26 protein-coding genes are annotated in these 26,409 nt (G+C 62.3%); 7 read left to right on the top strand and 19 right to left on the bottom strand.

Going from position 1 to position 26,409, the window contains the following annotated elements; translation table 11 throughout:
* The first annotated feature begins 3 nt into the window (after positions 1–3).
* Genes X760_RS53855 through X760_RS53840 form a run of 4 tightly spaced genes read left to right on the top strand, consistent with a single transcriptional unit; the run spans position 4 to position 4,256 of the window.
* Positions 4–1,518 carry a GMC family oxidoreductase gene (locus X760_RS53855; RefSeq protein ID WP_023719055.1) on the top strand — a complete coding sequence of 505 codons (1,515 nt, stop codon included), beginning with the start codon at positions 4–6 and terminating at the stop codon, positions 1,516–1,518.
* A complete protein-coding gene (locus X760_RS53850) occupies positions 1,515–2,276 on the top strand; it encodes a 3-ketoacyl-ACP reductase (RefSeq protein ID WP_023719054.1) in 762 nt (253 codons plus the stop codon). The genes X760_RS53855 and X760_RS53850 overlap by 4 nt, the downstream gene beginning before the upstream one ends.
* A gap of 29 nt (positions 2,277–2,305) precedes the next feature.
* On the top strand, positions 2,306–3,934 hold the full coding sequence (locus X760_RS53845) for a GMC family oxidoreductase N-terminal domain-containing protein (protein WP_023719053.1): 1,629 nt from the start codon (positions 2,306–2,308) through the stop codon (positions 3,932–3,934).
* Between the two features lie 10 nt (positions 3,935–3,944).
* Positions 3,945–4,256 carry a Dabb family protein gene (locus X760_RS53840; protein WP_023719052.1) on the top strand — a complete coding sequence of 104 codons (312 nt, stop codon included), beginning with the start codon at positions 3,945–3,947 and terminating at the stop codon, positions 4,254–4,256.
* Here X760_RS53840 and X760_RS53835 read toward each other — a convergent pair whose 3' ends face one another.
* The 18 genes from X760_RS53835 to X760_RS53755 form a co-directional block, all read right to left on the bottom strand.
* The gene (locus X760_RS53835; protein ID WP_023719051.1) at positions 4,257–5,102 is read right to left on the bottom strand and encodes an EamA family transporter; all 846 of its coding nucleotides are present in this window, start codon (positions 5,100–5,102) and stop codon (positions 4,257–4,259) included.
* 7 nt (positions 5,103–5,109) lie between these two features.
* Positions 5,110–6,024, bottom strand: a complete 915-nt coding sequence (locus X760_RS53830) for an endonuclease/exonuclease/phosphatase family protein (RefSeq protein WP_023719050.1) — start codon at positions 6,022–6,024, stop codon at positions 5,110–5,112.
* A gap of 193 nt (positions 6,025–6,217) precedes the next feature.
* The gene (locus X760_RS53825; protein ID WP_023719049.1) at positions 6,218–7,768 is read right to left on the bottom strand and encodes a cation:proton antiporter; all 1,551 of its coding nucleotides are present in this window, start codon (positions 7,766–7,768) and stop codon (positions 6,218–6,220) included.
* Positions 7,769–7,836: 68 nt separating this feature from the next.
* Positions 7,837–9,009, bottom strand: a complete 1,173-nt coding sequence (locus X760_RS53820) for a glycosyltransferase family 1 protein (RefSeq protein ID WP_023719048.1) — start codon at positions 9,007–9,009, stop codon at positions 7,837–7,839.
* 17 nt (positions 9,010–9,026) lie between these two features.
* Positions 9,027–9,530 carry a GDP-mannose 4,6-dehydratase gene (locus tag X760_RS78850; RefSeq protein ID WP_280940415.1) on the bottom strand — a complete coding sequence of 168 codons (504 nt, stop codon included), beginning with the start codon at positions 9,528–9,530 and terminating at the stop codon, positions 9,027–9,029.
* On the bottom strand, positions 9,527–9,976 hold the full coding sequence (locus X760_RS78845) for an NAD-dependent epimerase/dehydratase family protein (protein ID WP_051409663.1): 450 nt from the start codon (positions 9,974–9,976) through the stop codon (positions 9,527–9,529). The genes X760_RS78850 and X760_RS78845 overlap by 4 nt, the downstream gene beginning before the upstream one ends.
* Before the next feature lie 27 nt (positions 9,977–10,003).
* Positions 10,004–10,840, bottom strand: a complete 837-nt coding sequence (locus tag X760_RS53810; protein ID WP_198030481.1) for a methyltransferase domain-containing protein — start codon at positions 10,838–10,840, stop codon at positions 10,004–10,006.
* A complete protein-coding gene (locus X760_RS76325; protein ID WP_023719046.1) occupies positions 10,776–11,162 on the bottom strand; it encodes a hypothetical protein in 387 nt (128 codons plus the stop codon). The genes X760_RS53810 and X760_RS76325 overlap by 65 nt, the downstream gene beginning before the upstream one ends.
* Positions 11,163–11,503: 341 nt before the next feature.
* On the bottom strand, positions 11,504–12,568 hold the full coding sequence (locus X760_RS53800; protein ID WP_023719045.1) for an ABC transporter ATP-binding protein: 1,065 nt from the start codon (positions 12,566–12,568) through the stop codon (positions 11,504–11,506).
* Positions 12,569–12,583: 15 nt separating this feature from the next.
* On the bottom strand, positions 12,584–13,378 hold the full coding sequence (locus X760_RS53795; RefSeq protein WP_023719044.1) for an ABC transporter permease: 795 nt from the start codon (positions 13,376–13,378) through the stop codon (positions 12,584–12,586).
* A complete protein-coding gene (locus tag X760_RS53790; RefSeq protein WP_031194018.1) occupies positions 13,375–14,268 on the bottom strand; it encodes an ABC transporter permease subunit in 894 nt (297 codons plus the stop codon). The genes X760_RS53795 and X760_RS53790 overlap by 4 nt, the downstream gene beginning before the upstream one ends.
* 72 nt (positions 14,269–14,340) lie before the next feature.
* Positions 14,341–15,447 carry an ABC transporter substrate-binding protein gene (locus X760_RS53785; protein WP_023719042.1) on the bottom strand — a complete coding sequence of 369 codons (1,107 nt, stop codon included), beginning with the start codon at positions 15,445–15,447 and terminating at the stop codon, positions 14,341–14,343.
* Positions 15,448–15,691: 244 nt separating this feature from the next.
* A complete protein-coding gene (locus tag X760_RS53780; protein WP_023719041.1) occupies positions 15,692–16,864 on the bottom strand; it encodes an iron-containing alcohol dehydrogenase in 1,173 nt (390 codons plus the stop codon).
* Between the two features lie 38 nt (positions 16,865–16,902).
* The gene (locus X760_RS53775) at positions 16,903–17,394 is read right to left on the bottom strand and encodes a DUF2569 domain-containing protein (RefSeq protein WP_023719040.1); all 492 of its coding nucleotides are present in this window, start codon (positions 17,392–17,394) and stop codon (positions 16,903–16,905) included.
* Between the two features lie 42 nt (positions 17,395–17,436).
* On the bottom strand, positions 17,437–18,825 hold the full coding sequence (locus tag X760_RS53770) for an aldehyde dehydrogenase family protein (RefSeq protein WP_023719039.1): 1,389 nt from the start codon (positions 18,823–18,825) through the stop codon (positions 17,437–17,439).
* 137 nt (positions 18,826–18,962) lie between these two features.
* A complete protein-coding gene (locus X760_RS53765) occupies positions 18,963–20,333 on the bottom strand; it encodes a glutamine synthetase family protein (RefSeq protein ID WP_023719038.1) in 1,371 nt (456 codons plus the stop codon).
* 84 nt (positions 20,334–20,417) lie between these two features.
* Entirely contained in the window at positions 20,418–21,986 is a 1,569-nt protein-coding gene (locus X760_RS53760; RefSeq protein WP_023719037.1) for an amino acid permease, read from the bottom strand.
* Between the two features lie 22 nt (positions 21,987–22,008).
* Positions 22,009–22,833, bottom strand: a complete 825-nt coding sequence (locus X760_RS53755; RefSeq protein ID WP_023719036.1) for an N-formylglutamate amidohydrolase — start codon at positions 22,831–22,833, stop codon at positions 22,009–22,011.
* 146 nt (positions 22,834–22,979) lie between these two features.
* On the opposite strand from X760_RS53755, the gene X760_RS53750 reads away from it, so the two are divergent.
* The 3 genes from X760_RS53750 (at position 22,980) to X760_RS53740 (ending at position 25,673) form a co-directional block, all read left to right on the top strand.
* On the top strand, positions 22,980–23,807 hold the full coding sequence (locus X760_RS53750) for a MurR/RpiR family transcriptional regulator (protein ID WP_023719035.1): 828 nt from the start codon (positions 22,980–22,982) through the stop codon (positions 23,805–23,807).
* A 516-nt stretch (positions 23,808–24,323) separates the two neighbouring features.
* Entirely contained in the window at positions 24,324–25,139 is an 816-nt protein-coding gene (locus X760_RS53745; RefSeq protein ID WP_023719033.1) for an SDR family oxidoreductase, read from the top strand.
* A gap of 39 nt (positions 25,140–25,178) precedes the next feature.
* The gene (locus tag X760_RS53740) at positions 25,179–25,673 is read left to right on the top strand and encodes a MaoC family dehydratase (RefSeq protein ID WP_031194015.1); all 495 of its coding nucleotides are present in this window, start codon (positions 25,179–25,181) and stop codon (positions 25,671–25,673) included.
* A 27-nt stretch (positions 25,674–25,700) separates the two neighbouring features.
* Here the strand turns inward: X760_RS53740 and X760_RS53735 are convergent, their stop codons facing one another.
* Positions 25,701–26,402, bottom strand: a complete 702-nt coding sequence (locus X760_RS53735) for a hypothetical protein (protein WP_156948069.1) — start codon at positions 26,400–26,402, stop codon at positions 25,701–25,703.
* Positions 26,403–26,409: the final 7 nt, after the last annotated feature.

The following is a 26,409-nucleotide window of genomic DNA, read 5'->3' as shown; positions in this document are numbered from 1 at the left end:
GCCATGACAAATCCAGATATCGTCATCATCGGCTCCGGCATAGGCGGCGCCACGATCGCTTCCGGCCTTGCCGGCGGTGGCGCCTCGATCCTGATGCTGGAGCGCGGCGAACCGCTGCCGGCGACGCCGCATACACGCGACACCCGCGCCATCTTCGTCGATGGCCACTACCGGCCGAAGGAGATGTGGCTCGAGGCCGGGGGTGCCGCGTTCAACCCTGGCAATTACTACTATGTCGGCGGCAATTCGAAATTCTACGGCGCGGTGCTGATCCGCTACCGCAGGCAAGACTTTTCGGAGATGGAGCACTATGGCGGCATCTCGCCGGCCTGGCCGTTTTCCTATGAGGAATTCGAACCCTGGTATTCCAGGGCCGAGCAGCTTTTTCGCGTGCGTGGTGCGCTCGGCGAAGACCCGACCGAGCCGTTCCACTCGACGCCCTACCCTTTCGGCCCGGTACCCGACGAGCCGCCTATCGCGCGTGCGCGCGCCGAGTTGAAGAGCCTGGGCCTGCATCCGGCATCGCTGCCGCTCGGCGTCGACATCGAAGCCTGGCTGAAAGACGGCAGCACGCCGTGGGATGCGTTTCCCAACACCGGCGCCGGCAAGGTCGACGCGCAAACGGGGCCGCTGGCGTCGGCCCTTGCCGACCAGAACATCAAGCTCGAGACCGGCGCGCATGTCGAACATCTCGAAGCATCGCCGGACGCCAGGACGATCGCCGCCGTCCATTATCGACAGAACGGTACGCTGAAGAGCGTCGCGCCGAAGCTGGTCATCCTGTCGGCCGGCGCGGTCAATTCCGCCGCCATCCTGCTGCGTTCGCCTTCCCCCAACGGCAAAGGCGGCGGCAAAGGCCTGGCCAACCGCTCCGACCAGGTCGGCCGCAACTTCATGAACCACAATTCGAGCGCCATGCTGGCGATCGATCCGCGCCGCCGGAACAAATCCGTCTACCAGAAGACGCTGATGCTGAACGACTATTATCTGTCCGACGGCAAGGGCGGCAAGCCGCTCGGCAATGTCCAACTCCTCGGCAAGATCGACGGCAACATCCTCAAGGCCAATGTCAGGCGCGCGCCCAAATTCGCGCTCGATTTCATGGCCGGCCGCGCCGTCGACTGGTATCTGATGTGCGAGGACCTGCCCGATCCCGAGAGCCGCATCATGGTCGACGGCAAGGACATCGTCATGCAGTGGCGGCGCTCCAACATGGAGTCGCTCGACGGGCTGACCAAGGTGATGCGCGAGAATTTCCGCGCCTGCGGCTATCCGATCGTCCTGTCGCGGCCGTTCGACAAGCGCACGCCCTCGCACCAGTGCGGCACGGTGAAGATGGGCAATGACCCGGCGACCTCGCCGCTCGACCCATTCTGCCGCTCCTTCGACCACAGCAATTTGTTCGTCGTCGATGCCGGCTTCCTGCCGAATTCGGCCGCCGTCAATCCGGCGCTGTCGATCGCCGCACAGGCGCTGCGCGTCGCCGACCACATCCGCAAGACGGAGCTCGCAACATGAGCCGCCCGGCAGCGATCGTCACCGGCGGCGCGCGCGGCATCGGCCTTGCCTGCGCCGAGGCGCTGGCCAGCGCCGGCTTCGACATCCTCGTCGCCGACCTTGCCAACGAAGCCGCCGACGGGCTCGCCGCCGACATCACCGGGCGCGGCGCGAAGTTCGCCTATGTCAGCGGCGACATCGCCGACCTCGACGACCATGCAGCGCTGATCGATGCCGCGACAAGCGCCTTCGGCCGCATCGACTGCCTGGTCAACAATGCTGGCATCGGAACCGTCCTGCGCGGCGACCTGCTTGAACTCAAGCCGGAAAATTTCGACCGGGTGCTCAGCATCAATCTGCGCGGCACCGTATTCCTCAGCCAGGCCGTTGCCAAAGCGATGCTCGACCTGCCGAGCGATGGTGCGAGGTCGATCATCACCATCACTTCGGTCAGTGCCGCCATGGCCTCGCCGGAACGCTCCGATTACTGCATTTCCAAGGCCGGGCTTTCGATGTGGGTGAAGAACCTGGCGCTGCGGCTTGCCGCCGAAAACATCGCCGTGTTCGAAGTGCGGCCGGGCATCATCCGCACCGACATGACCGCGGGTGTCACCGCCAAATATGACGGATTGATCGACGGCGGCCTGGTGCCGGCAATGCGCTGGGGCGAGAGCAAGGATATCGGTGCCGCCGTGGCGGCGCTCGCCGGGGGCAAGCTCGGCTTTTCGACCGGCTCGGTCATCAATGTCGACGGCGCGCTGTCCGTGCCGAGGCTATGAACAGGTGACGCCATGATCGACTACATCCCATGACTGACTACATAATTGTCGGCGCCGGCCCGGCCGGCTGCGTACTCGCCAATCGGCTGAGCGAAGATCCGTCGCATCAGGTGCTGCTGCTCGAAGCCGGCGGCAAGGACTGGCATCCCTTGATCCACATGCCGGCCGGTTTTGCCAAGATGACCAAGGGCATCGCCGCCTGGGGCTGGTCGACGGTGCCGCAAAAGTACATGAACGATCGCGTCTTCCGGTACACGCAGGCCAAGGTGATCGGCGGCGGCTCTTCGATCAACGCCCAGATCTACACGCGCGGCAACGCACGCGACTACGATGCCTGGGAGAAGGAAGAAGGCCTTGCCGGTTGGGGCTATCGCGACGTGCTGCCCTATTTCAAGCGCGCCGAGAACAACCAGCGCTATGCCAACGATTTTCACGGCGACCAGGGCCCGCTCGGCGTATCGAACCCGATCGCGCCGCTGCCGATCTGCGAGGCCTATTTCCGTGCCGGACAAGAGATGGGCATTCCCTTTAATCCCGACTTCAACGGCGCCAGCCAGGAGGGCGTCGGCTACTACCAATTGACGCAGAAGGACGCAAAACGCTCCTCCGCCTCGGTCGCCTATCTCAGGCCGATCCGCGAGCGCAAGAATCTCACCATCAGGACCGGCGTTCTGGTGACACGCATCGTCGTCGACAAAGGCCGCGCTGTCGGCGTCGAGATCGTCGACAAGCCGGGCGGCCAGCCAACGATCCTGCACGCCGAACGCGAGGTGATCGTCTCGTCCGGCGCCATCGGCTCGCCGAAGCTTCTGATGCAGTCGGGCATCGGCCCGGCCGACCATCTGAAGGCGGTCGGCGTGACGCCGGTGCACGATTTGCCCGGCGTCGGCTCCAATCTGCAGGATCACCTCGACCTGTTCGTCATCGCCGAATGCACCGGCAACCACACCTATGACAACTACGCCAAGCTGCACTGGACGGCGTGGGCCGGCCTGCAGTATCTTCTCCTGAAGAAGGGCCCCGTGGCCTCCAGCCTGTTCGAAACCGGCGGCTTCTGGTACGCCGATCCGACCGCCGCCTCTCCCGATATCCAGCTGCATCTCGGCCTCGGCTCCGGCATCGAGGCCGGCGTCGAGAAGCTGAACAATCCGGGCGTGACACTGAACTCGGCCTTCCTGCCACCGCGCTCGCGCGGCACGGTGCGGCTGAACAGTGCCGACCCGGCCGACCGCCCGCTGATCGATCCGAACTATTGGTCCGATCCCTATGACCGCGACATGTCGATCAAGGGGCTGAGGCTGGCGCGCGAGATCATGCGGCAGAAGGCGCTGCAGCCCTACGTGCTGCGCGAGGTACTACCGGGACCCGACCTGCAGACCGGCGACGAACTGTTCGACTACGCCTGCCGCAGTTCCAAGACCGACCACCACCCGGTCGGCACCTGCCGCATGGGCCACGATGCGATGAGCGTGGTAACGCCCGATCTCAAGCTGCGCGGCATCGAGGGCCTGCGCGTCTGCGACGCCTCGGTGATGCCGCGCATCCCCTCCTCCAACACCAACGCGCCGACGATCATGGTAGGCGAAAAGGGCGCCGATCTGATCCTTGGCCGGGAGCCGCTGCCGCCGGCGGTGTTTTCCACCAACCGAGCGGCATGAGGGACAAAGAATGATCAGGCACTGTGTTTTCGTCAGATTCCGCAACGATGTCGCCATCGCCGAGCGCGCGGCAATCCATGGCGATCTCGAAGCGTTGCGGCCGGTGATCGACGGCATGGGCAAGGTCGAGTTCAGCGCCAACACCAGCCCAGAACCCTTCGCCCGCGGCTTCACGCACGGCTTCACCATCGACTTTCGCGATGCGGCGGCACGCGATGCCTATCTGGAGCATGAAGCGCACCAGCGAGCCGGCGCGAGACTGGTCGCGGCGCTCGAAGGTGGCACGGACGGGCTGATAGTGTGCGACCTGGAGATCGCGTGACTATCCCAGTCTCAGCGCAACGACGCCGGCGACGATGCTAAGCACCGCAGCACCTCGCCATGCCGTCATCTTCTCGCCGAGCGCGAACACCGAGATCATCATGGCGAACAGGATCGATGTTTCGCGCAGCGACGCCACCGAGGCGATCGGCGCCTTGGTCATCGCCCACATCACGATCCAGTAGGCGCCGCCGCTGAGCACGCCGGTATAGATTCCCGCCTTCCAGTCGCGCGCCAGCACCGGCAGCGCCCGTGGGCCGCGAAAGACGACGCACAGCACCAGCGCCCACAGCGCGTCGCAGACGAACAGCCAGGCCGCATAACTCGACGCGGTGGCGGCGAGCCGCGCGCCGCTGCCGTCCGACAGCGTATAGCTGGCGATGAAGATCGATGTGCCCAGCGCGAAGCCGACGGCGCGCAGGTTCAACTTCTCCAGATGCGCGCCGCCGCGAAACGACAGCACCAGCGTGCCCGCCGACAACAAGACGATGCCGACGATAGCGAGCGGCGCCGGCATCTCGGCCACAACCACAATGCCCCCCAAAGCAGCCAATAGCGGCGCGGTGCCGCGCGCCAGCGGATAGGTCTGGGCGAAATCGCCGGCCTTGTAGGCACCGATCAGGAACGTCCTGTAGCCCATGTGGAAGACAACCGAGGCGAGGATGTATGGCCACACTTCCGGCTTCGGCACCTCGACGAAAGGCAACGTCACCAGCGCGGCGGCACCCATGCCGGCCGTCATCAGCGTAATCGACAGGAAACGGTCGAGATGGACCTTGACCAGCGCGTTCCAGATCGCATGCATGGCCGCAGCGGCAAGCACCGCGAAAAAGACAAACAGGCTCATCGGCGGCTCATCCGCCGCCGATCCCGGTGGCTACCGGCGCTTCCATGTCGATATCGACCCAGAGCGGAAAATGATCGGAGGCGATTTGGCCGACATCGGCACTGACCGAACGCACGCGCCCGGCAAACATGCCGCCGACGAAGCAATGGTCGAGCCGGCGCTTTGCTACTCTGCCGTCGATGGTCTTCACATGGGTATGGAAATCCGTTGTCGGTTCCATGGCGACGGCGGCGGCATCGACAAAACCGTTGAGATAGGCGGCACCGCGATGATAGGGCGCGCTGCCGGCGATGCGGCGGTACTCGGCGCTGCCCGGCTCCATGTTGAAGTCGCCCATCCAGATCGCCGCCAGCGGGCTTTCCGGCTCCTGTTCGCCATTGCTCCAGTTGCGCGCCGGCTCATCGTCGGCACCGCTCCATGGCCCGCCCTCGGACGGCGCCCGGTGATGCTCGGCGAGCAGGTATTCGATCTGCTCCAGCCGCTCCTCGGCGGCAATATGTGCCAGATGCAGCGACAGCACCCGCACCGGGCCGGCAGGGGTGCGGATCATGCACTCGAGTGCGGCATTGCGGGTGTTGAGCGGCCGCAGCGTGCGCCTGAGCGGCAGCGTGTGCAGCCGCGACCAGGCGATCGGCAGCTTCGACAGAAGCATGGTGCCGAATTGCCGCCGCCGGTTGACGATGCGGCCTTCACGCCGTCGGCTGGCATCCATGTCGAAGGCCGGGCCATAGACCCAATGGTAGTCGGGCAGCAATTGCGAAAGAAGTTCCGGCTGGTCGTCCTCGTTGCTGCGCAACCAGTGCCGCTCCACTTCCTGTAAGGCGATGATGTCGGCGCCGGCAACGACCTTGGCGCAGCGCGCCAGATCGTAGCGGCCATCGCTGCCGAAGCCGTACTGGATGTTGTAGCTGACCAGCTTCATTGCTTATCCGGCTCAGTTTCCTGCTGGCAGTAGCCGTTCGCTGACAGCCTTGCAATGTGCAGCCGGGCGGAGGGAGCTTGGGCCAGATGCTAATGCTTGTCGCCCAAAAGTGCGCAGCGGTTTTGGGATAACGACATGCATAGAGACAAAAACTTAAAGCGCGTCGCAAGAGGCTGTCCAGACGCGACGCGCTTTAAGTGGTCAGCGGCTGGAACCGACCGGGCGGGGATGCTGCCAGTTCCGACCAGTCGATTTCTTCCTCAAGGCGGTGGTAGGCTTCGTCGCCGATCGTTCCGTCGATGCGCAAACGCTCCAGCGCATCGCGCTGGCTCTTGATGGCATAAAGACGCAATCTGTCATACTCGGTCGCGGCCTGGGCATCCTCCGGGTTTTCGGCGATGGCGCGCTGCGCCGCATATTGCTCTCGCACCGCCCCTGCCGCACTCGATGTCTTGCCGCTCAGCACGTCCAGCGCCGCCTGCATGATGGCGACGCGCGCCTGCGCGACCTCCCGGTCGACGGTCTGGTCGGGGTCGAAATTGAGCAGAAGCAGCAACGGCTTCAGGCTGACGCCTTGCAGCACCAGCGTGCCGAGCACGACAGTGAAAGCGGCGAGCACGATCGGGTCGCGGCCGGGAAAATCGGCCGGCAAGGCGAAGGCTGCCGCAAGCGTCACCAGGCCGCGCATGCCGCACCAGCCGATGAGCACGCCGCCGCGAAATGTCGGAGCGTCTCTCCGCCTGTCCTCATCGCCCAGACGTGCCAGCCTTCCGAGAATCGCGCCACAGCCCAGCACCCAGACCAGCCGCGAGACGATGACGACAGCCAGCACGGCTGCGGCGAAGATGAATGCTTCGACCTGCCCCTGCTCAGCAAGGCGGCCGACGATCAACCGTGCCTGAAGTCCCATCAGAACGAAGGCCAAGACATTGAGCACGAACACCGCCGTCTCCCAGACCGAGTAGGAACTGACACGATTCCTTGCCGGCATGCGGCGCGGCGACGTACGTGCGATCGTCATGGCATAGACGACGATCGTGATGATGGCGGAAAGCCCTATCCTGTCGGCCAGGATCCAGACGCCGAACGTTGAGGCGAATTGCACCACGGTGCCGCTCGCCGGGTCGTCGATGCGGCCGAGTATCGCGAGAGACAACCGGCCGAGCACATAGCCTGCGGCAAGGCTGCCAACCGTCGACAGCAGGATCATTGGTACGGCACTGCTGAACAGGATGGAGCCGGCGGCTGCGGAAACCGACATCCTGTAGATCAACAGCGCCGTGGCGTCGTTGAGCAGGCTCTCGCCTTCCAGGATGGCGGTGATGCGGTGCGGCACCTTGAACTGTCCGAGCACGGCCGCGGCTGCGACGGCATCGGGCGGCGCCACGATCGCCCCAAGTGCTATGGCCGCGGCAATGGGCAGGCCTGCCATCGTCCAACCGACAAATGCCACGGTCACGGTGGTAAAGATGACGGCGCCGAGCGCCAGCAGGATGAGCGAAACCTTGTAGCGGTTGAGATCGCGCAGCGACGTGTCATAGGCCGCGTCGAGCAGCACCGGCGCGATGAACAGAGCGAGCGCCAGCTCCGGGTCGATCTCGATGGTCGGTGCAAACGGCAGGAAGGCTATGCCGGCGCCGGCCAGCGCCAGCAACGAAGGATAGGGAATCTGCAGACGCCGTGACAACGCCGTCAGGGCGACCGCGGCCAGGAGAAGAACAAGGGTCAGTTCAAAAAGCGCCATGCCCAGTTATAACCGTGAAAAGCGACCGACGGCAGGGGCCTGGACGGTTCGATCATGACTGAGGGCGGTCAGCGAACTGCGGCGGCGCGCTGGAATGCTCCAAGAAGCGCGTCCGCATACATCTGGCGACGCGCCGCATGATCGGCACGCAGCTTTTCGGCCTTTTCATGCGTTCGCGCCGGTCCCTGAGACATGGTGACCATGGCGGACGCTAACGCCACGGCATCGTCGACCGGAAAGAACGTCGCGTTTGGCGCCTGCTCCCGATGAAGGCTGATATCCGAGAGGAGCATCCGTGTGCCGAGCGCCTTGGCTTCCTCGACCGTGGTTGACCAGCCCTCGAACAGCGAAGGATTGATGAGAGCATCGGAAGCAGCGTTGAGGCCGAACACATCCTCGTAAGGCACAAGGCCCAGATGACGGAAATGACCCGACACGCCGGCCTCCCTGGCGCTAGCCAGCAACTGGTCGAAATGTCGCGGATTGCGCGGGTCTTCGGTTCGCCCGGTCAAGATCACGGGGGCAACCTTATCAAGCCCGCCATTTGCCGATATGTGCGCCAATGCTTTGATCACAAGCCCATGGTTCTTGTGCGACCAGAACTGGTTCGGTAGGTAGAAATAACGCTGCGGCAGTTCATACCGTGCGATCACCTCCGCCTGCCTTGCTATATGCGGGGCCGGATCAAGATCGATTGCAAACCGAACGACCGCCGTCTTGCCGCGTGCTGCGGGATAATACGTCTCGCAGTCCCGCCTGGCGTCATCGCTCGACAACAGGATGATGCGTTTGCCGGACGTCTGCAGACGGTATCCCAAATCGCGACGCCACCACATGGAGCGCGAGAACAGGTGTGGCAAGTGTCGGTGCTGGAAGTCAGGAATCCACGATACGACAGAAATCGGAAAACGGTTGCCGTAGAACTGCGCCGGCTCGAACACCACGTCGACGCCTTCGTGGCTTAGTATCCGTGCCGCATCGGCGTCGCTGCCGCTGGCCAGCGCCCGGATGGCGTTGCGACCGCGGCCAAAATCAGCAACCTTCGCATCGACGATCGGCGGCGCGGCCAGGAAAGCATCCATCGATGTGCCGATCTTTTCTGCCTGCGCCGGAGTTAAGAACAGCTTGGCCTGCAACTTCCCGGCCAATTCGCTGGAAATAACGCCGAGCATGTTGCGCAGGTAGGTCTCCCCACCTGACCAGTTGCCTCGGCCGATGAGCGTGAAGCCCGCGGTAATCATCTTCGCCCCTCGATGCCTCAGCCTGCCTTTTTGAAAGGAAACCCGCGCACGATATCGGCCACGGCGGCTGGAAGTTCGATCTTGGCGGACCAGCCAACTCGATTTCCGATCTTGTCCACCTTGGCCAGTTGCGTTGCGCGGTCGACCCTGCGTAAGCGCGCCTTGTCCTCGACGATCTCGATATCGACCTTCATCGCCGCTCCGATCAGGCGAACAAGCTCCTCCACCGATGCGTCCCTGCCGGAACCGATATTCATGACATCGAAACTCGCCTCACCAGTGTCGCCGGCCAAAGCCGCCACCCCGGCAGCGGTATCCTCCGCATGGATGTAGTCGCGCCGCGGTTTCAGATTGCCCAATGCGATCCTGGCCTGGCCCTTGGCATTGTAGAGCTGGTTGAGAATATCGGGAATGAGATGCGCATTGGGGTCGTCATGGCCGATAGTGTTGAAGATGCGCGCCACACGCCCCCTCCCGCCGGTCCTGTCGGCCCAGAAACGAAGCTGGCTTTCATTGGTCAGCTTGGACAGAGCATAGTTGTCGCAAGGCCAGGTCCTGGTCGCATCCTCGTCGAGCGGGCATCGACCCAGTCGTACACCGCGCCGCTGGACGCCAGCACGACCGTTCCGACACCAGCCTTTTCAGCAGCATCGAGGACGATTTCGGTGCCGACCACGTTCACGTCCAACGCATAGGCGCGCTGTCGCTCGCATGTCGGAATGTGGTGAATAGCCGCCAGGTGGATAATGGTGTCGGGCTTGAAACCCTCAGTCAACTCTACCATCCCACTCTTGTCGCGGATGTCGATCTCCCGCGTCTCGCATCCGTCCATGTCAGGCATCGGCATGCCGACCGAAAGATTATCGGCGATCAACACCCGAGCGCCGTCCTTGGCGAGATTTCGCGCGCACCGCCAGCCTATGAAACCAGCTCCGCCCGTAACGAGGACGCGTTGGGGATTCGTCATCAGGATTTCTCTCCGGCTATCTGAAGTTCACAAGGGCATGGCAGCCGGGGCGGACGGATCATCGCGCGGCCGGCAGAGCACCATGAGGGAAAAGCCGCCCAGCAGCAGCGCGCTGGTAGCGGGGGCAACGCTGCCTATCAGTTTGCGCACTGGATTGAGCAATTTGGTGCGCAGAGGCCTCGTGGAAACGTTGGCTTCGCCCGCCACGTCGGTAAAGTGCCAATCGACCACCGTGTAACCCGTGTCCTCAAGCGTCGCAAGCGCGGTCTCGCGCGTGAAATAATGGAGATGCCCCACCTTCTGACGTGCGTGCATGTAAGCTCGCCGAACCAGTCCCTGGACGTGAAGGTCCAAAGGAATATGAAAAACATGATAGCGGCCGTGCGGGCGCAGTGCCCGCAAAAAGCCCATATAGTCTTCGACATGTTCGAAGACGTCGATCAGCATGACAAGGTCATGCACTGACTTGGTCGCCAGAAAATCCTCGTGGTGGAAGATCGCGCCAGACGCCTTTTGCAGCGGCCAGAGTTTTGCTGCGTCTTCGGAAATATCATATCCATGAATAGGTCTGCCCGGATATTGCGCGGCCAATTTGCCGACGATGCCGCCGCTGCCGCAGCCGACCTCGACGGCGTCGCGCCAGACAACATTGTTGCGCTCCAGGATGTTTGCGATCTCGCGCGCCTTCCAGGCTGTATCGGCCAGATGCCAGTCAGGATTGTTGGCAAGGTACTGACTGTCCGAGTAGATGTCAGCCGCGGTATCAGTGACTGTTATCGGCCGCGCTTCTTCGACCCCTTTAGCCGACATCACGATCTTCCTTTTCACAAATGAACGATACCAGGTGACCGGCTTCGACGACATCAATGCGCGTACCGGTGTTTCTGGCGGGCGCCCGAATCGCATCAGTTCCGGTCAACGCGCTAGGATCCGGCTCAACCGCCGTGACCTGCCATCCATCGGCCGCCGACGCAAGAGACAGGGTTCCATTGCCCACCCCGAGATCAAAGGCTCGCCCAAGCTGCTTCGGCAAATTGCGGCGCAACTCGGCACTTCCATGATAGCGGCGCGCCGGCATCGATTTCAGTTGATGGAAATACGCTGCGCGCGCCAAGTCGGCCTGTTCCGGATGACCAGGCAACCTGCGCACAGCGTCTTCAGAGTCAAGGAAATTGCTGGAGCCCATCAGCCAAAATGTCCCAAACTGCAGGTCACAAAACCGGCTGCAGACAATTCCAATTCAAGGATCAATCTTCACTCCCCAGCGGGTTTCCCTTGGCGGTCTGCTTGTCTCTTTTGACGCATGAGATTGACCGCGATTGCAACATTCCCTGACTAAATGTGGAGCACAGGAAATCACACCGTCGCGACCTCCGTATATTCGTCCGATCGACAATTGTCACGCTACCAAGCTTGGGCTGAGCAGATCCGGTTCTTTTGCTCGCGCCGAGGCAAATCCGCCTGTCTATTGGCGGATCGCCTGAAGGCGATCCCAGGAAAATGTGGAACAGTTTTTCCAGAACTGCCTCAATGCAGCACAAGCATGTCGCCGGACGAGAACGAAATCTCGGCCTTTTCGCCGACGGCAGGCGGCGGCGTTGCCGGGCTGTTGAATGTGTCTAGCGAGACCGTGCTGCCGCCGATGCCGACGCGCACCCGGATCACCGAACCGAGGAAATGCACCTCGGCGATTTCGCCCGAAAGGCTGGAGTCGCGGCCGGGGTGGCGGCCGAGCGAGATCGCCTCGGGCCGCAACGCCAGCGACAGCGTGTCCCCGGACTTCGAGCCGTTGAGCTTGCCCTTGAGCGAGACCTCTTGCGAGTTGACGCGCACCTTGCCCGAAGCCGCGTCGGTGACCGTGCCTTCCAGCACGTTCAGCGTGCCGACGAAATTGGCGACGAATTTGGTTGCCGGCCGGTTGTAGATCTCGAACGGCGTGCCGACTTGCTCGGCCTTGCCGCCATACATCACAGCGATGCGGTCGGAAATCGACAGCGCCTCTTCCTGATCGTGGGTGACGAAGATGGTGGTGATGCCGAGCTTCTTCTGGATCGAGCGGATTTCCTCGCGCAGCGATACGCGCACCTTGGCATCGAGCGCCGACAACGGCTCGTCGAGCAGCAGGAGCTTCGGCTTCGGCGCGATGGCCCGCGCCAGCGCGATACGCTGCTGCTGGCCACCGGAGAGCTGATAGGGATAGCGATCGCCCATCTGCGGCAGCTTGATGAGGTCGAGCATCTCGGCAACGCGCCTGTCGGCATCGGGCTTGGGCATGCCCGCGACCTTCAGCCCGAAGCCGATGTTCTGCGCCACGGTCAGATTCGGAAACAGCGCGTAAGCCTGGAACACCATGCCGACATTGCGCTGGTTGGGCTTGAGCCGGGTGATGTCCTTGCCGGCCACCACGATCTTGCCGGCGCTCGGCTCCTCGAAGCCGGCGACCATGCGCAGCACCGTCGTCTTGCCGCAGCCCGATGGCCCGAGGAAAGAGACGAATTCGCCCGGCTCGACGTCGAGGTTGAAATCCTGCACCACGGTGGTGGCGCCGAAGGATTTTTGCACCTGCTGTATTGAGAGGAATGGCTCGGCCATGACTTTTTCTTTCGATCAGTTCGGGCGGTTTGCCGATTTCGGCGCGAAGCGCGACAGGATCTGGATCAGCGACATGCAGCCCCAGGTGATGGCGAACGAAATGATCGCCAGTGCCGACGGCTCATAGGCACTGTTGGCGCCGATGTTCTGCAGATAGGGGCCGAAGGCTGGGCGATTCAACAGCGAGGCCATGGTGAACTCGCCGATGACGATGGCAAAACTCAGGAACGCGCCGGATAAGACGGCGATCAGTACGTTCGGCAGGATGATGCGGGCGATGATGGTGGTCCAGCCGGCGCCGAGGATTTGTGCGGCTTCGGTGAGCGTTCTGACGTCGATGGTCCTGAGACCGGTATCGACCGCCCGGTACATATAAGGCAGCGCCAGCACTGCATAGCCGATGACCAGCAGAACATCGGTGCCGCGCGCTGTCGCCAGGAAAGGCAGCGTTGAATTCGAACCGAACATTCTGATGTAGCCGAAGACGATGACGATAGCGGGAATAACCAGCGGCAGCAGAGTGATGAACTCTACGAGCGGCCGCAGATTCGGTAGCCGCAGCCGAATCCAGTAGGCCGTCGGGACAACGAGGAGCACGCCCAAAAGAATGGTGAAAACCGCCACAACGACGGAGTAGGTAAATGTCGTCTGGAAATTCGGATCTTCGAAGAGTGAGCGGTAGGCGTCAAAGGAGTATTCCCCGCGCCGCTTACGCAAGGAGAATTCAAAGGTCGCCAAAAGCGGCAGGACAAAATAGGCGGTTCCCACGCCAAAAACGAGCCAAGCCCAAAAGCGGCTGCCTTGCTTCATTTCAGCCACCGCTCGGCTCGCCGTTGGAACAAGATATAGAAGAGGTTGGCCAAGCCGGTGATGACTATCATGCCGAATGCAAGCGCGTAGCCTAGATTCGGATTGTAAAGCACGTCGCCGCGAATCTGCGCGAACAGCTGGATGGGCACGATGTTGAGTGACGGCCCCGTCAGTGCATAGGCTGTTGCGACCGCCCCGAACGCGTTGGCAAAGAGGAGGACCGTCGTACCGAGAAAACTCGGCCATAAGACCGGGATGACCACCATGCGCCAATATTGCCAATTGCTTGCGCCGAGCGTGGCGGCAGCTTCACCCCATTCCTTCTTCAGCCCATCGACCGCCGGCGTGATGATGACAATCATCAATGGAATCTGGAAATAAAGGTAGGTGAGGATTAGGCCCCAAAACGAAAAGATACTGAAGCCGAGCGAATAGATGTTGATGCCGAAAATGTCTCGCAACAGGATTGTCGCCACTCCGAGCCGACCTAGCGTCGCGATGAACGAGAATGCCAGCGGCACGCCGGCGAAATTCGAGGCGACGCCCGAGAAAGTCAAGGTCGCCGAGCGTAACCACGACGGCAAACCTCCGCGAACGACTGCCACGGCCATTGCCAGGCCGATCAAGGCGCCAAGGATCGCAGAAACAAAGCTGATCTGAATGGATACCCAATAGGCCGCCGCGAGCTTGGGTTGCGACAACGCTATGATGTTATCGAGCGTATAGTCGCCAGCTGCATTTTTGAACGCGCCCGCGATCAGCCCTACCGTGGGCAAGATCAGAAAGAGCAGCGCGAAAATGAAGAACGGAGTTACGCCTAACCAATGCAGTGGCAGCCGAAGGCGGCTGATCTCCGGCGCGCCAGGACTGACGCTGGCTGTCTGGGACATTGTGGAATCTGCCATGGAGTTCCCGAAGTTGGCATAGGGCGCCGGGCGGCGAACCGCCCAGCGCCCTATGAATTACTTCACGACGGCGCCAACGATGGCATCCCAGTTCGTGCTGATTTCCTTCTTGGCAGCGTTCTGTTCCTCCAAAGTAGGGAAGACCGCTTTTTCATAGTTCTCGGCGGCCGGCAGCTTGTCCAGCATCTCCTTCGGGATCACGCCCTTCTTGGCGAGATCGTTGAAGCGGATCGGGTGGCAGTAGCCCTTCAGCCAACCGAGCTGGCCTTCGTCCGAATAGAGATACTCCATCCACAACTTGGCGGCATTCGGGTGCGGCGCATAGGCACTGATCGCCTGAACGTAGACGCCTGCGACCACCGCTCCCTTTGGCACGACGATTTCGATTTCCGGATTGCCGGCCATCTTGTCGCGCATGGCAAGCAGGTTGTAGTCCCAGTTCATCACGATCGGCGTCGTGCCCTGGGCGACAGCTGCCGCTTCAGCGTCGACCGGCACGAAGTTGCCGGCATCGTTGAGCTGCTTGAAGAATTGCAGACCCTTGGCGGCGGCGTCCTGGCCGCCGGTACCGCCAGCCGCGAGGCCCGAAGCGTAGACCGACATGACGGCGTTGTTCGACGTGCGCGGGTCACCGGCGAGCGCCACCGAGTTGGCATATTCCGGCTTCTGCAGGTCAGCCCAGTCCTGTGGCGCGTTCTGCACGACGGCTTTGTTCACGCCGAAGGCGAGCACGCCGTAGTAGTCGCCGGTCCAGAAGCCATCGGCATCCTTGGCGCTGTCAGGGATCGTATCCCAGGTCGACACCTTGTAGGGTTGGATCAGGTTATCTGCCTTGGCGGACGGGCCGAAAGACAGGCCGACGTCGATGACATCAGGCGCCTGCGGGCCTTTATTGTCCTTGTTGGCCTTGATCGCCTCGATCTCGTCGCCGGAGCCGGCATCGGGATTGAGTTCGTTGACGGTGATCCCCGGATATTTTGCCTTGAAGCCGGCGATGACGTCGCCATAGCCGCACCAGCTGTGCGGCAGCGCGATCGTGGTGAGCTGGCCTTCCGCCTTGGCTGCGGCGACCAGTTCATCCATGGACTGGGCCGACGAGATGGCAGAGGTCGCCATCAGGGCGACGGCCGAAAGGGAAAGCAGTTTTCCCGTGAATTTGAACATGTGTTCTCTCCGTTGAACTGACGCCGTTGGACGCCTGCGATTCGGTATCGTTTTCGTGTGACAGCCAGATGAAAGCTTTGTGAAAGCGATGCCCTGCAGTACGAAAAAGTAAACTCTTTTTAACCGGCTGTAGCAATCGCTACGCCGTTATTTTTCCGGCTAACTAGTTTCGGCCTTGCCTTTCATCCTTTCCCCCTTTCTTCGCCTCTTTTTTCCCAAATGGATTTGCAATGCTGAAGTTGCCTCAGACGGCGCCGGCGATGGCGTTTTCCAGCAGCGTCAGCGCCGCCTTCTTGGTCAGCTTGACCGGGTTGCCGCCGGCGGTCGGATCGACCACCGCCATGTCGGCGATCAGGCCCTTGCGCTTCTTGTCCATGTCGAGCCCCTTGATCAGGCCGGGCAGCGCGTGCGGCACCTTGAGCTCCTTGCGCAGCTTGACGATCGCCTTGGCAAAGCCGTCGAAACCGCCCTTGATGCCGCAATAGGCGGCGAGCCGGGCGATGCGCGGCTCGATCGCCTCGCGATTGAAGGCCAGCACATAGGGCATGAACACTGCGTTGGTCATGCCGTGGTGGGTGTCGTAGAGCGCGCCGATCGGATGCGACAGCGAATGAATGGCGCCAAGGCCCTTTTGGAAGGCGGCCGCGCCCATCGCAGCGGCGCTCATCATATTGGCGCGGGCGACCAGATCCTTGCCGTTGGCATAGGCTTTCGGCAGGTTTTCGAAGACCAGCCTGATGCCTTCCACGGCGATGCCGTCGGCCATCGGGTGATAGCCCGGCGCGCAATAGGCTTCGAGGCAGTGGGCGAGCGCATCCATACCGGTGCCGGCGGTGATGAAACCGGGCATGCCGACCGACAGTTCCGGATCGGCAATGACGATCGCAGGCAAAAGTTTCGGATGGAAGATGACCTTCTTTGTGTGGGTCGCTTCATTGGTGATGACGCCGGCGCGGCCGACCTCCGAGCCGGTGCCGGCCGTGGTCGGCACCGCGATGATCGGCGCGATCGCATCGGCATCGGCGCGCGTCCACCAGTCGCCGACATCCTCGAAATCCCAGACCGGCCGCGTCTGCCCGGCCTGGAAGGCGATCAGCTTGCCGAGGTCGAGTGCCGAGCCGCCGCCAAAGGCGATGACGCCGTCATGCTTGCCCTTCTTGAACACGGCGATGCCGGCGGTCAGGTTGGAATCGACCGGGTTCGGCTTGACCTCGGAAAACACGCCATACGGCACCTTGGCGTCGTCGAGGATCTTCAGCGTCGAGGCCACCACCGGCAGCTTGGCCAGTCCCGGGTCGGTGACGAACAGCGGCCGCTTGATGCCGGTCGCCGCCAGCACCTCCGGCAGTTCCTTGATGCGTCCGGCGCCGAAGCGGACGGTCGTCGGGTAATTCCATTTGGAAACGAGTTTTGTCATTTCGACCTTCTTGACTGCTTTCATGCTCTCGGCTGTTGTTAATTCACAAAGGTATTGGCCACACGGTCTGACCGCATCATGTACGGAATCCAGATGGCTGCGGCCCAGACCGAACGGTAAATGTCGCGCATCGTTTCTTTATCGAACGCATCGTCCAGCGATGGAAAGCTGTCGGGAAAAGCCAGATACCCGGCCCATGAATCGACAACGGAATATATCGGCATCGCGAATGCCCAAATCATGTACCAGCCGGGGAATATCTGCCAGCGCTTGAACATGAAGAACAATAATAGGGCCGGGGCCGTAAGGTTTAGTATGCCGGATATCACCAATTCGGCAACAATCAGCACACCTTGGGACAAACTGAAGGCCTGCCAGTTCTGTAACATGCCGAGATAGTCGGTATTGTGCAATTGTACCAACCCTAGTATCGGGGTGAGCATCAACCCGAGCATCGGCAGGACAAGCCAACCGCCGATACCCTCGGGACCTTCACGATCCGGCAGCGCCGATTGTTGCGTATCCGCCATTACTCCCTCTCAACAGCGATCGTTGGCTTGCCGATCGCCACCTTAGATCACCTCGCGCAGATGGTATGATTTCGGCCTGGTCAGATTGTCGTAGCCGATGGCCGACAGTGCCGCGCCCTTGCCGGTGTCCTTGACGCCGGTCCAGACCAGCGCCGGATCGAGATAGTCGCAGCGGTTCATGAACACGGTGCCGGTCTCGACGCGGTCGCCGATCGCCGCCGCATGGTCCGTGTCGCGCGTCCAGATCGAGGCCGTCAGCCCATAGGGGCTGTCGTTCATCAGCGCGATCGCCTCCTCATCGTTGCGCACCTTCATGATACCGACGATCGGGCCAAAGCTTTCCTCGCGCATCACGCTCATCTGGTGGTCGACCTGGGTAAGCACTTCCGGCGCCAGATAGGGCGAGCCTTGCCTGTCGTTAGCCACCTTCGTGTCGATGTGCGCCTTGGCGCCCTTGCGTAGCGCCTCCGCCTTTTGCTCGCGGATCAGGTCGGCGAAGCGCGCCTGCGCCATCGGCCCCATGGTGGTCGCCTGGTCGAGTGGATTGCCGACGACGTAGTTCCTGGTCTCGGCGATGAAGCCTTCGACGAATTCGTCGTAGACCTTCTCGTGGACATAGACGCGCTCGATGCCGCAGCAGCACTGGCCGGAATTGAAGAAGGCGCCGTCGACCAGATTGGCAACGGCATGGTCCATCTTGGCGTCCGGCAGCACATAGGCCGGATCCTTGCCGCCAAGCTCGAGGCCGAGCGTCATGAAGGTGCCCGCCGCCGCCTTTTCGATGGCGCGGCCGCCGGCGACCGAGCCGGTAAAGTTGACATGGTCGATCTTGCCGGAGCCGAGCAGCCTTTCGGTCTGCGCATGGTTCAGAACGAGGTTCTGGAACAGGCCCTTGGGCAGGCCGGCTCTGTCGAACGCCTGCTGAAACCGTTCGCCGACCAACAATGTCTGTGCCGCGTGCTTGAGGATGACGGCGCTGCCCGCCATCAGCGCGGGCACGATCGTGTTGACGGCAGTGAGATAGGGATAGTTCCACGGCGCGATCACCATGACCACGCCGAGCGGCACCTTCTTCACATAGCGGCGAAAGCTGTCCTTCGGGTTGGAGGCCATGACCGGCTTCAGTGCCGCCTCGGCGATCTCGACCATGTAGCTGACGCGTTCCCTGACGCCGCCGAACTCACCGCCATAGCGCACCGGCCGGCCCATCTGCCAGGCGATCTCCGGCACGATCTCGTCGCTCATGGCGACCAGCGCTTCCAGCATGGCAAGCATGTACTTGCCGCGCTCGACGACCGGCGTCTGCGCCCACTTCTCCTGCGCCGCCTTGGCGCGCTCGACCGCGGCACCGATCGCCTGGTCCGTGGCCAGAGGCCGTTCGGCATAGATCGAACCGTCGATGGGGGATTTTATCTTGACCGTTTCGGTCATGCCTTGGGTCCTCGCATTCTACAATAATTCTCGTTGGTCACGCCGCTCTGGAAGGGACGAAACACCGGCGTTGGCCCCGTTCTTCACAGCGAGCGGGTAAAGGTGAGGGACGGGCGGCGCCGACATTGCCAGGTCATTTAATACCGCTCGAACCCCCTGTGCAGTTCCCAGTCCGTAATCCGGCGGTCGTATTCGAACTGTTCCCAGTGTGCCGTGTGGACGTAGTGTTCCAGCACATCGTCGCCGAGTGCCTGCCTCAGCATCTTCGATTCCACCAGCGTCGCGGTAGCGTCGCGCAATGTCTTTGGAATTTCAGGCAACTGCGAGGCCTGGTAGGCGTCGCCGACGAAGGGCTTCTGCAGTTCAAGCTTTTCATCGATGCCGGCAAGCCCGGCCGCGATCAGCGCGGCGAAAGCCAGATAGGGGTTCAAATCGGCACCGCCGATGCGGCATTCCATGCGGATGCCCTTGGTGCCCTCGCCGCAAAGACGGAAACCGGCGGTGCGGTTGTCCTCGCTCCACATGATCTTGGTCGGCGCAAAGGTGCCGGCCTGGAAGCGCTTGTAGGAGTTGATGTAGGGCGCCAGGAACCAGGTGAATTCCTTGGCATATTTGAGCTGGCCGGCTGCCCATTGCTGGCCGAGCGTCGACAGCGTCCACTCGGCATTTTTGTCGTAGAACAACGGCGTCTTGCCGTCGGCGCTCCACAGCGAATTGTGGATGTGGCTGGAATTGCCGGCGAGCCCGTAATTGTACTTGGCCATGAACGAGATCGCCTTGCCTTCGGACTCGGCGATTTCCTTGGCGCCGTTCTTCAGGATGACGTGGCGGTCGGCCATGTCGAGCGCTTCAGCATAGCGGACATTGATCTCTTCCTGGCCGGGACCCCACTCGCCCTTGGAATTCTCGATCGGAATGCCGGCCGCCTCCATTTCGTTGCGCAGCCGGCGCATGACGCCTTCTTCCTTGGTGGTGATGCCGATCTGGTAGTCGCCAATATAGGGCGATGCGGTCTCGAGGCCCTGCCAGTGCTTCTTGCGGGCGGAATCGTAGGTTTCGCTGAACAGATAGAATTCGAGCTCGGACGCGAAATAGCCGATATAGCCGCGTTCCTGCAGCCGCTTGACCTGCTTCTTCAGCATGGCGCGCGGCGAATGCGCCAGGTCATCATGGGTATGGTGGTCGAGCACGTCGCAGATCACCAGCGCCGTCTTCTCCAGCCACGGGACGCGCCGCAGCGTCGCAAGGTCCGGCTTCATGACGAAATCGCCATAGCCCTTCGACCAGCTCGCCGCCTTGTAGCCCGGCACCGGTTCCATATCGATGTCGGCGGCCAGCAGGTAGTTGCAGCCATGCGTCTCGTCATGCGCGGAATCGACGAAATACCGGGCCAGGAACCGCTTTCCCGCGAGCCGCCCCTGCATGTCGACGATGCAGGCCAGCACCGTGTCGACCTCGCCGCTGGAGACCGCTTGCTTCAACTGATCGAACGAGAAATTTCCGGCCATTCTTACGGCACTCCAGCGCTTGTCGTTTTGAAAAGGGAATGAAACCATGGCCGGCGCGATGCCGGCCATGGTCATGAGAGAGCGTCAGGCGCCGGCTTCGCCGACAGCTATCTCGGCTGCCTTGATCGCCGCCTGGCGCTTCGCGATCTGGTCGCCGATGGGCGGACCCTGGAAGCGGCGGTTCTCGAAACCGAACCAAAGCACCGCAGTCAGTACAATGAAGCCCAGGGTGATATAGAGCACTTTGTCGTTCGGCGGCTGGATGGCGATGTAGAAGATGATCGCCATGCCGATGACCGACAGGATGCAAAACAGCTTGAACAGGCCGGCACCGAGATTCCATGGGCCGGGATTCGGCCATTTCGCCGTTCCGAAAGCCATCATGCCGAGCGCGATCGGAATGGTGAAGGACAGGAACAGGAACACCAGCGTCGAATTGACGACGATGGTGTAGATGTTGGTGCCGCCGATCGAAATGAACTGGGCAAAAAAGACATAGATGATCTCGAGGATCGCAGCTGTCCAGATGGCATTGACCGGCGTGCGCCAGGTTGGGCTGACTTTGGCGAGCCCGGCCGAACCGACCGGCATGCCGCCGTCGCGAGAGAAGGCAAACAGCATGCGCGAGGCCGAGGTCACCGTAGCGAGGCCGCAGAGGAACTGCGAGATCAGGATGGCCAGATAGAGCAGTGTCTTTAACCATCCTGGCAAGATCGCGTTCATGGTTTCGAAGAACACGGCCCACCCTTGCTTGGCGCCTGCCGCCATATCCGGAATTGCCAGCACGATCGCGCACAGCATCACCCAGCCGATCAGCGACGACCAGAGCACGGATGAAACGATTGCCCGCGGAACCGAGTGCGCCGCCCTCAACGTTTCTTCCGAGGTATGCGCCGACGCATCATAGCCAGTAATGGTGTAAACCGGCAGCAGCAGGCAGAGCAGGAAGAGATACGTCATGGAATCGGACTGCGGGAAAACACCGCCGCCCGCATCGCCCGAATAGTTCGTGAACGTCCACAACCGGGTGATGTCGATCGCTGGAGCAAACACCAGGCAGGCGACGATCAGCACCGCCGTCGCTCCGAGAATCAGGAAGCCGGACGCATCCGTCAGCATGGCGGTCAGCTTGATGCCGAAATGGTTGAACAGCGCCTGAAGGACCGTGATAATGGCAACAAAACCAACGACTTGAGCCGGAAACGCAACACCGTCGGTGGTAAGCCCTGCGCCGAAGGTCCCGTAGAAAAACAAAGACGTTCCGATGTTGATCGCGCCGAGCACGGTGATCAGGCCGAGCAAATTGAGCCATGCGGTAAGCCAGCCAGTGAAACGGTTCCCCAGAATGGATGCCCAGTGATAGAGGCCGCCGGCGGTCGGAAATGCCGAGGCGATCTGGGCCATGGCGAGCGCGAAAAATCCCGAAACCATGCACCCGACGATCCAGCCGATACCAGCGCCGGCGCCACCGATGGACGATGTCGCCTGCGCGAAGGAATTGATGCCGCCTGAGAGGATGCAGATGATCGAGAACGAGATCGCGAAATTCGAGAAGCGGCTCATGCTTCGCGACAGTTCCTGAGCATAGCCCATTCCGTGGAGAACTTTCAGGTCCTCCTTCTTGTCACCTTCGCTGTAACCCGGTGCTACCATTTTGAAGTCCCCTTTTGGTTTCTTAGCTGGCCGATTGAACTGACTTTCCGACTGCGCTTGGTCTGGAGGCCTTGGCCGCTTCGGGCTCCAGATTGAGAAAAATACCCGTGAGCAGATCCGCCCATTTCCGCTGCCCGGCTGCGCCGGAGATCTCGTCGTTGCGGATTTCGATCATTGCGCAGGGCAGCCCGCGCGAGCGGGCATGGCGTTCCAGCGTGAAATAGACGCGGTCGGCCGGCGAATAGGGTTCGTTGACGCCGACGGTGACGCCGGCGACCCGCTGCAGCGCCGCGATCAGCGGCGCCGCCAGCCGGCGGTCCTCGTCGTGGATAACGCCGATATGCCAGGGCCGGCTGCCGCCCTTGTAGACCGGGGTGAAAGAATGGACCGAGACCAGCCGCGTCTCCCGTCCGGCCGCCAGGCGCTCGTCGATGATCGTCGCGATCCGGTCGTGGAACGGCCGCCAAGCGAGCGCGATGCGCGCCTCCCGCTGATCGGCCGAAAGCCCCTGATTGGCCGGGACCACGGTTTTTTCGCTGGCGCTGACCGTCACTATCAGGTCCGGTGCATCGAGCGGGCGGTTGCAGTCGATGACGAGCCGCGAAATGCAGGTCTCGACCAGCGTCGCATCGAGTGCCTCGGCCATGCGGCGCGCCACCGGCAAGGCACCGGGATCCCAGGCGATGTGGCGGGAAAGCTCCTCGGCGGCAAGTCCGAGCGTTCCGAATTCCGGCGGCAGGAAATTGGAGGCGTGGTCGCAGGTTAGCACGAAAGGGCTCAATCCGCCGGGGTTCGTCACCCTTACGGTTTCAGGCGATGCAAGGCTGGCGGGCCGTGCTGTCTCCATTGTCTGCCGTCCCCGGGGGAGCGCTGTACCGTATGTTACGTATTTTGCCTCATTGCGTCCCTACGGATGATTTCATACAGTTTGGCCGGCTTTGTCAAACGCGATTTCGATAATGCGGTAACGGCCCGGCCAGGGTGGGGAAAAACATGGTTTCCAGCATTGCCGAACTGATCTCCGACCGCATCGGCACCATGCCGGCCGGCGAGCGGCGCGCAGCGCAAACGCTGATCGCCAGCTATCCGCTGATCGGGCTGAAGACGGTCGCCGAATTCTCGGCTGCCGCCGGCGTATCGTCGCCGACGATCCTGCGTTTCGTCGCCCGGCTCGGCTTCCAGAACTATCCGGAATTCCAGTCGGCGCTGCAAGACGAACTGGCGGCGCAATTGCAGTCGCCGGCCTCGCGCACGCTCAATCCGCCATCGCCGGGCAGCAGCGCCGTGTCGCCGATGCTGGAAGCGACGCTCGACAATATGCGCGAGACCTTCCGGCACCTTTCGGATAAGCAGCTTGCCGACATCGTCGCCAAGCTGGCCGACCGGCGCGGCAAGACATTCCTGATCGGTGGCCGCTTCACCGACCCGCTGGCGCGCTACATGGCCGCCCACCTCGCCATCATCCAGCCCAACGTTTTTCACCTCGGCGGGCAGGAAAGCGTCTGGCGCGACCGGCTGATCGACATGGGTAAACGCGACGTGCTGGTGATCTTCGACATCAGGCGCTACCAGGACAGCCTTGTCCGCTTCGCCGAGACGGCCAACCAGCGTGGCGTGCAGATCGTGCTGTTTACCGACCAGTGGCTGTCGCCGATCGCCCGCTTCGCCCGCCACGTCATCGCCGGGCGCACCGCCGTGCCTTCGGCCTGGGACTCATCCGCCGCACTTTTCGTCGTCGTCGAAACGCTGATCGGCGCCGTCACAAGGCAGCTCGAGGCCGACGGCACCAAACGCATCCGCGAGTTGGAAAGCCTACGGTAGAGCGGCCCTTCGGGCGAACGGTCTTCGTTGGGGTCTAGTCAACCAAAAGGCTGACCATCTGCAGGATCAGGATCAGCAAAAAGACGCCAAAGACAGACGCAAAGACCGCTGCCAACAGGACGATGCGTTGTTTCGTACCCACAGCTCCCTCGGGAAGGCATAGCTCCCCCACGATCACGAACGTCAGTCCTGCCTATCGCTCGGCTACCGTCCCAAGTCCTCAAGATCTGCCTGCGGCTTGGGCGGAGGAGTAATGACGAGTTGCTTCACGCGCGAAATGAACCGCTGGCCAAGGTGCTCGCTTAGGGGGACGGCTGCATCATTCATCCGACCCATGTCACGGCCGAATGACCACCTTGCTGCTGGGGCTTAACCATTTCAGCCGCAAGGCGTGCCATCGCCCCACTCCAGCTACTTTACCCGTGGCAAGGGTGATCGAAGTTCGGCTAGCCTTGGCGACGCGAAGCCGCTCATTGACCCACCATCAAACAGCGGTGAACTGCGCGGAGGAATTCGATGAGCTATCTGGACGAGCTGTTCTCAGTCGCCGGCAAGACGGCGCTGGTCACCGGCGCCGCGACCGGCATCGGCCGCATGGCGGCGACCGCTCTGGTCAGGGCCGGCGCCTCGGTGATGATTGCCTCGCGCAAGGGCGAGGATTGCGCCAAGGTAGCGGACGAGCTGAACGGGCTTGGGGCATCCGGCCGGGCCGAGGGTTTCGCCGGCGACGTCTCCAGCGAGGCCGGCATTGCAGCGCTTGTCGCCGAGGTCAGGGCGCGGACCGAACGGCTGCATATCCTGGTCAACAATGCCGGCATCTCCTGGGGCGCGCCGCTGGAAAGCTTTCCCTATCATGCCTGGGCCAAGGTGTTCGGCGTCAACGTCACTGCGGTCTTCTATGTGACGCGCGAATTGCTGCCTCTGCTCGAGGCTGCTGCCAGCGAGGCCGACCCGGCCCGGGTGATCAATCTCGGATCGGTGATGGGCACGCAGCCTTTGGCCGAAGACGCTTACTCCTACTCGGCCTCGAAGGCTGCGGTTCACCACCTGACACGCATCCTGGCGATCGAGTTGGCCGCCCGACGCATCACCGTCAACGCCTTTGCGCCCGGCCCTTTCCAGAGCCGGATGACGGCCTTCGCCACCGGCACCGAAGACCAGGCAAGACATGTCGGCAACCACGTTCCGATCGGCCGCATCGGCGCGCCGGATGACATTGCCGGCGCAACGCTCTATTTGTGCAGCCGTGCCGGCAGCTATGTCACCGGCGCCATCCTGCCGATCGATGGCGGGCAGTCGGTGCAACACGGGCTGACATTGTTCAAGGAATGAGACGCACGCCATCCGGCGAGTGAAATGCCGGGGGTGAAGATGGAGGACATCAGCGTGGAACCGATCAGTCTCGATGTGCTTCTGGCCAACGTCGGCAAGGAAGTCGGCGTGTCGCCATGGCGGGTGGTCACGCAGCGCATGATCGACCAGTTCGCCGATGCCACCGACGACCATCAGTTCATCCATTGCGATCCGGAGCGCGCCAGGCGCGAGACGCCGTTCGGCGGCACCATCGCGCACGGCTTCCTGTCGCTTTCGCTGTTGTCGGCAATGACCTTCGAAACCATGCCGCCGCTGGAAAACAGCAAGATGGGCGTCAATCACGGCTTCGATTCGCTGCGCTTCCTGGCGCCGGTGAAAACCGGCTCGCGCATCCGCACCCGCTTCGTGCTGGCCGATGTCAAGGTCAGGCCGTCGGGCTGGGTGCAGACTGCGCACGACGTGACGATCGAGATCGAGGGCTCGAAAAAACCGGCGCTGACCGCGCGCTGGCTGACGCTGACGCTGATCGAACGCCAGCCGGAAGCGGTTTGACTGGCATCCGGGCCTGGGAACCTAAATCTATTTGGCTTCGGCCGCGACGTACTTCATGTGGCGGCTCACCTGCAGCGCAATGTAGACGACCAATGAGCAACCGATTGGGAACACGATCTCGTTGAGGCCGGTTGCGATAGCCTGTGGCAGTGCCAGGGCAGCGTCGTTCGCCGCGGCCGTCTCAATCGTCAGCACCGTGATGCCGCCACCGAATACCGCGCCTATCAGGGCGCCTGCCAGCGCGAAATGAAGCGGTCGGGGTTCTTCCTTCGATGCCAGCGACGCCAGTATCCAGCCGAGCAGCCCGTATTCGATCGCCCGCAGGACGCCCAGCGTCGTGAGCGACAGGATGGCCGGCTTTGCCGCCGCGTCGAGCGCGCTGACCATGACCTTTTGCGTCCCCTTGGCGATGCCCATGGCCAGCGGTGCCGAGATCGCGGCGATCAGGCCGCCGAGCGAGGCTCGCACTTTGGCGAGCGCCGTGCCGAGGCTGACGCCGGCGCAGACGAAGAACGACCAGGTCACGCCTTGCGCCAGTTCGATCAGGATCAGCGTCGTCGCCGGGTAGGAACCTGCCGCAAATCTGACGGTCAGAATGAGAGCCTCCATGGCGAAGCCGAGCGCGATCGCCAGCCATGCGACCATGACGACGCGCCTGAGCGCCATCCTGGCGCGATGGGAAAGCGGGTTCACGTCCGGCACGCCGGACGAAAGCTCAGTCAGGGCCATGTTGGCC

The organism is Mesorhizobium sp. LSHC420B00, from assembly GCF_000503055.1.
GTDB lineage: Bacteria > Pseudomonadota > Alphaproteobacteria > Rhizobiales > Rhizobiaceae > Mesorhizobium.
The sequence above is the reverse complement of the archived record's forward strand: the minus strand, read 5'-3'. Positions and strand labels throughout refer to the sequence as shown.

What these genes read in the sequence shown, in the direction of transcription:
- X760_RS53855 (WP_023719055.1), top strand. Translation starts at nt 4, where the DNA reads ATGACAAATCCAGATATCGTCATCATCGGCTCCGGCATAGGCGGCGCC.
- X760_RS53850 (WP_023719054.1), top strand. Translation starts at nt 1,515, where the DNA reads ATGAGCCGCCCGGCAGCGATCGTCACCGGCGGCGCGCGCGGCATCGGC.
- X760_RS53845 (WP_023719053.1), top strand. Translation starts at nt 2,306, where the DNA reads ATGACTGACTACATAATTGTCGGCGCCGGCCCGGCCGGCTGCGTACTC.
- X760_RS53840 (WP_023719052.1), top strand. Translation starts at nt 3,945, where the DNA reads ATGATCAGGCACTGTGTTTTCGTCAGATTCCGCAACGATGTCGCCATC.
- X760_RS53835 (WP_023719051.1), bottom strand. Translation starts at nt 5,102, where the DNA reads ATGAGCCTGTTTGTCTTTTTCGCGGTGCTTGCCGCTGCGGCCATGCAT.
- X760_RS53830 (WP_023719050.1), bottom strand. Translation starts at nt 6,024, where the DNA reads ATGAAGCTGGTCAGCTACAACATCCAGTACGGCTTCGGCAGCGATGGC.
- X760_RS53825 (WP_023719049.1), bottom strand. Translation starts at nt 7,768, where the DNA reads ATGGCGCTTTTTGAACTGACCCTTGTTCTTCTCCTGGCCGCGGTCGCC.
- X760_RS53820 (WP_023719048.1), bottom strand. Translation starts at nt 9,009, where the DNA reads ATGATTACCGCGGGCTTCACGCTCATCGGCCGAGGCAACTGGTCAGGT.
- X760_RS78845 (WP_051409663.1), bottom strand. Translation starts at nt 9,976, where the DNA reads ATGACGAATCCCCAACGCGTCCTCGTTACGGGCGGAGCTGGTTTCATA.
- X760_RS53810 (WP_198030481.1), bottom strand. Translation starts at nt 10,840, where the DNA reads ATGTCGTCGAAGCCGGTCACCTGGTATCGTTCATTTGTGAAAAGGAAG.
- X760_RS76325 (WP_023719046.1), bottom strand. Translation starts at nt 11,162, where the DNA reads ATGGGCTCCAGCAATTTCCTTGACTCTGAAGACGCTGTGCGCAGGTTG.
- X760_RS53800 (WP_023719045.1), bottom strand. Translation starts at nt 12,568, where the DNA reads ATGGCCGAGCCATTCCTCTCAATACAGCAGGTGCAAAAATCCTTCGGC.
- X760_RS53795 (WP_023719044.1), bottom strand. Translation starts at nt 13,378, where the DNA reads ATGAAGCAAGGCAGCCGCTTTTGGGCTTGGCTCGTTTTTGGCGTGGGA.
- X760_RS53790 (WP_031194018.1), bottom strand. Translation starts at nt 14,268, where the DNA reads ATGTCCCAGACAGCCAGCGTCAGTCCTGGCGCGCCGGAGATCAGCCGC.
- X760_RS53785 (WP_023719042.1), bottom strand. Translation starts at nt 15,447, where the DNA reads ATGTTCAAATTCACGGGAAAACTGCTTTCCCTTTCGGCCGTCGCCCTG.
- X760_RS53780 (WP_023719041.1), bottom strand. Translation starts at nt 16,864, where the DNA reads ATGACAAAACTCGTTTCCAAATGGAATTACCCGACGACCGTCCGCTTC.
- X760_RS53775 (WP_023719040.1), bottom strand. Translation starts at nt 17,394, where the DNA reads ATGGCGGATACGCAACAATCGGCGCTGCCGGATCGTGAAGGTCCCGAG.
- X760_RS53770 (WP_023719039.1), bottom strand. Translation starts at nt 18,825, where the DNA reads ATGACCGAAACGGTCAAGATAAAATCCCCCATCGACGGTTCGATCTAT.
- X760_RS53765 (WP_023719038.1), bottom strand. Translation starts at nt 20,333, where the DNA reads ATGGCCGGAAATTTCTCGTTCGATCAGTTGAAGCAAGCGGTCTCCAGC.
- X760_RS53760 (WP_023719037.1), bottom strand. Translation starts at nt 21,986, where the DNA reads ATGGTAGCACCGGGTTACAGCGAAGGTGACAAGAAGGAGGACCTGAAA.
- X760_RS53755 (WP_023719036.1), bottom strand. Translation starts at nt 22,833, where the DNA reads ATGGAGACAGCACGGCCCGCCAGCCTTGCATCGCCTGAAACCGTAAGG.
- X760_RS53750 (WP_023719035.1), top strand. Translation starts at nt 22,980, where the DNA reads ATGGTTTCCAGCATTGCCGAACTGATCTCCGACCGCATCGGCACCATG.
- X760_RS53745 (WP_023719033.1), top strand. Translation starts at nt 24,324, where the DNA reads ATGAGCTATCTGGACGAGCTGTTCTCAGTCGCCGGCAAGACGGCGCTG.
- X760_RS53740 (WP_031194015.1), top strand. Translation starts at nt 25,179, where the DNA reads ATGGAGGACATCAGCGTGGAACCGATCAGTCTCGATGTGCTTCTGGCC.
- X760_RS53735 (WP_156948069.1), bottom strand. Translation starts at nt 26,402, where the DNA reads ATGGCCCTGACTGAGCTTTCGTCCGGCGTGCCGGACGTGAACCCGCTT.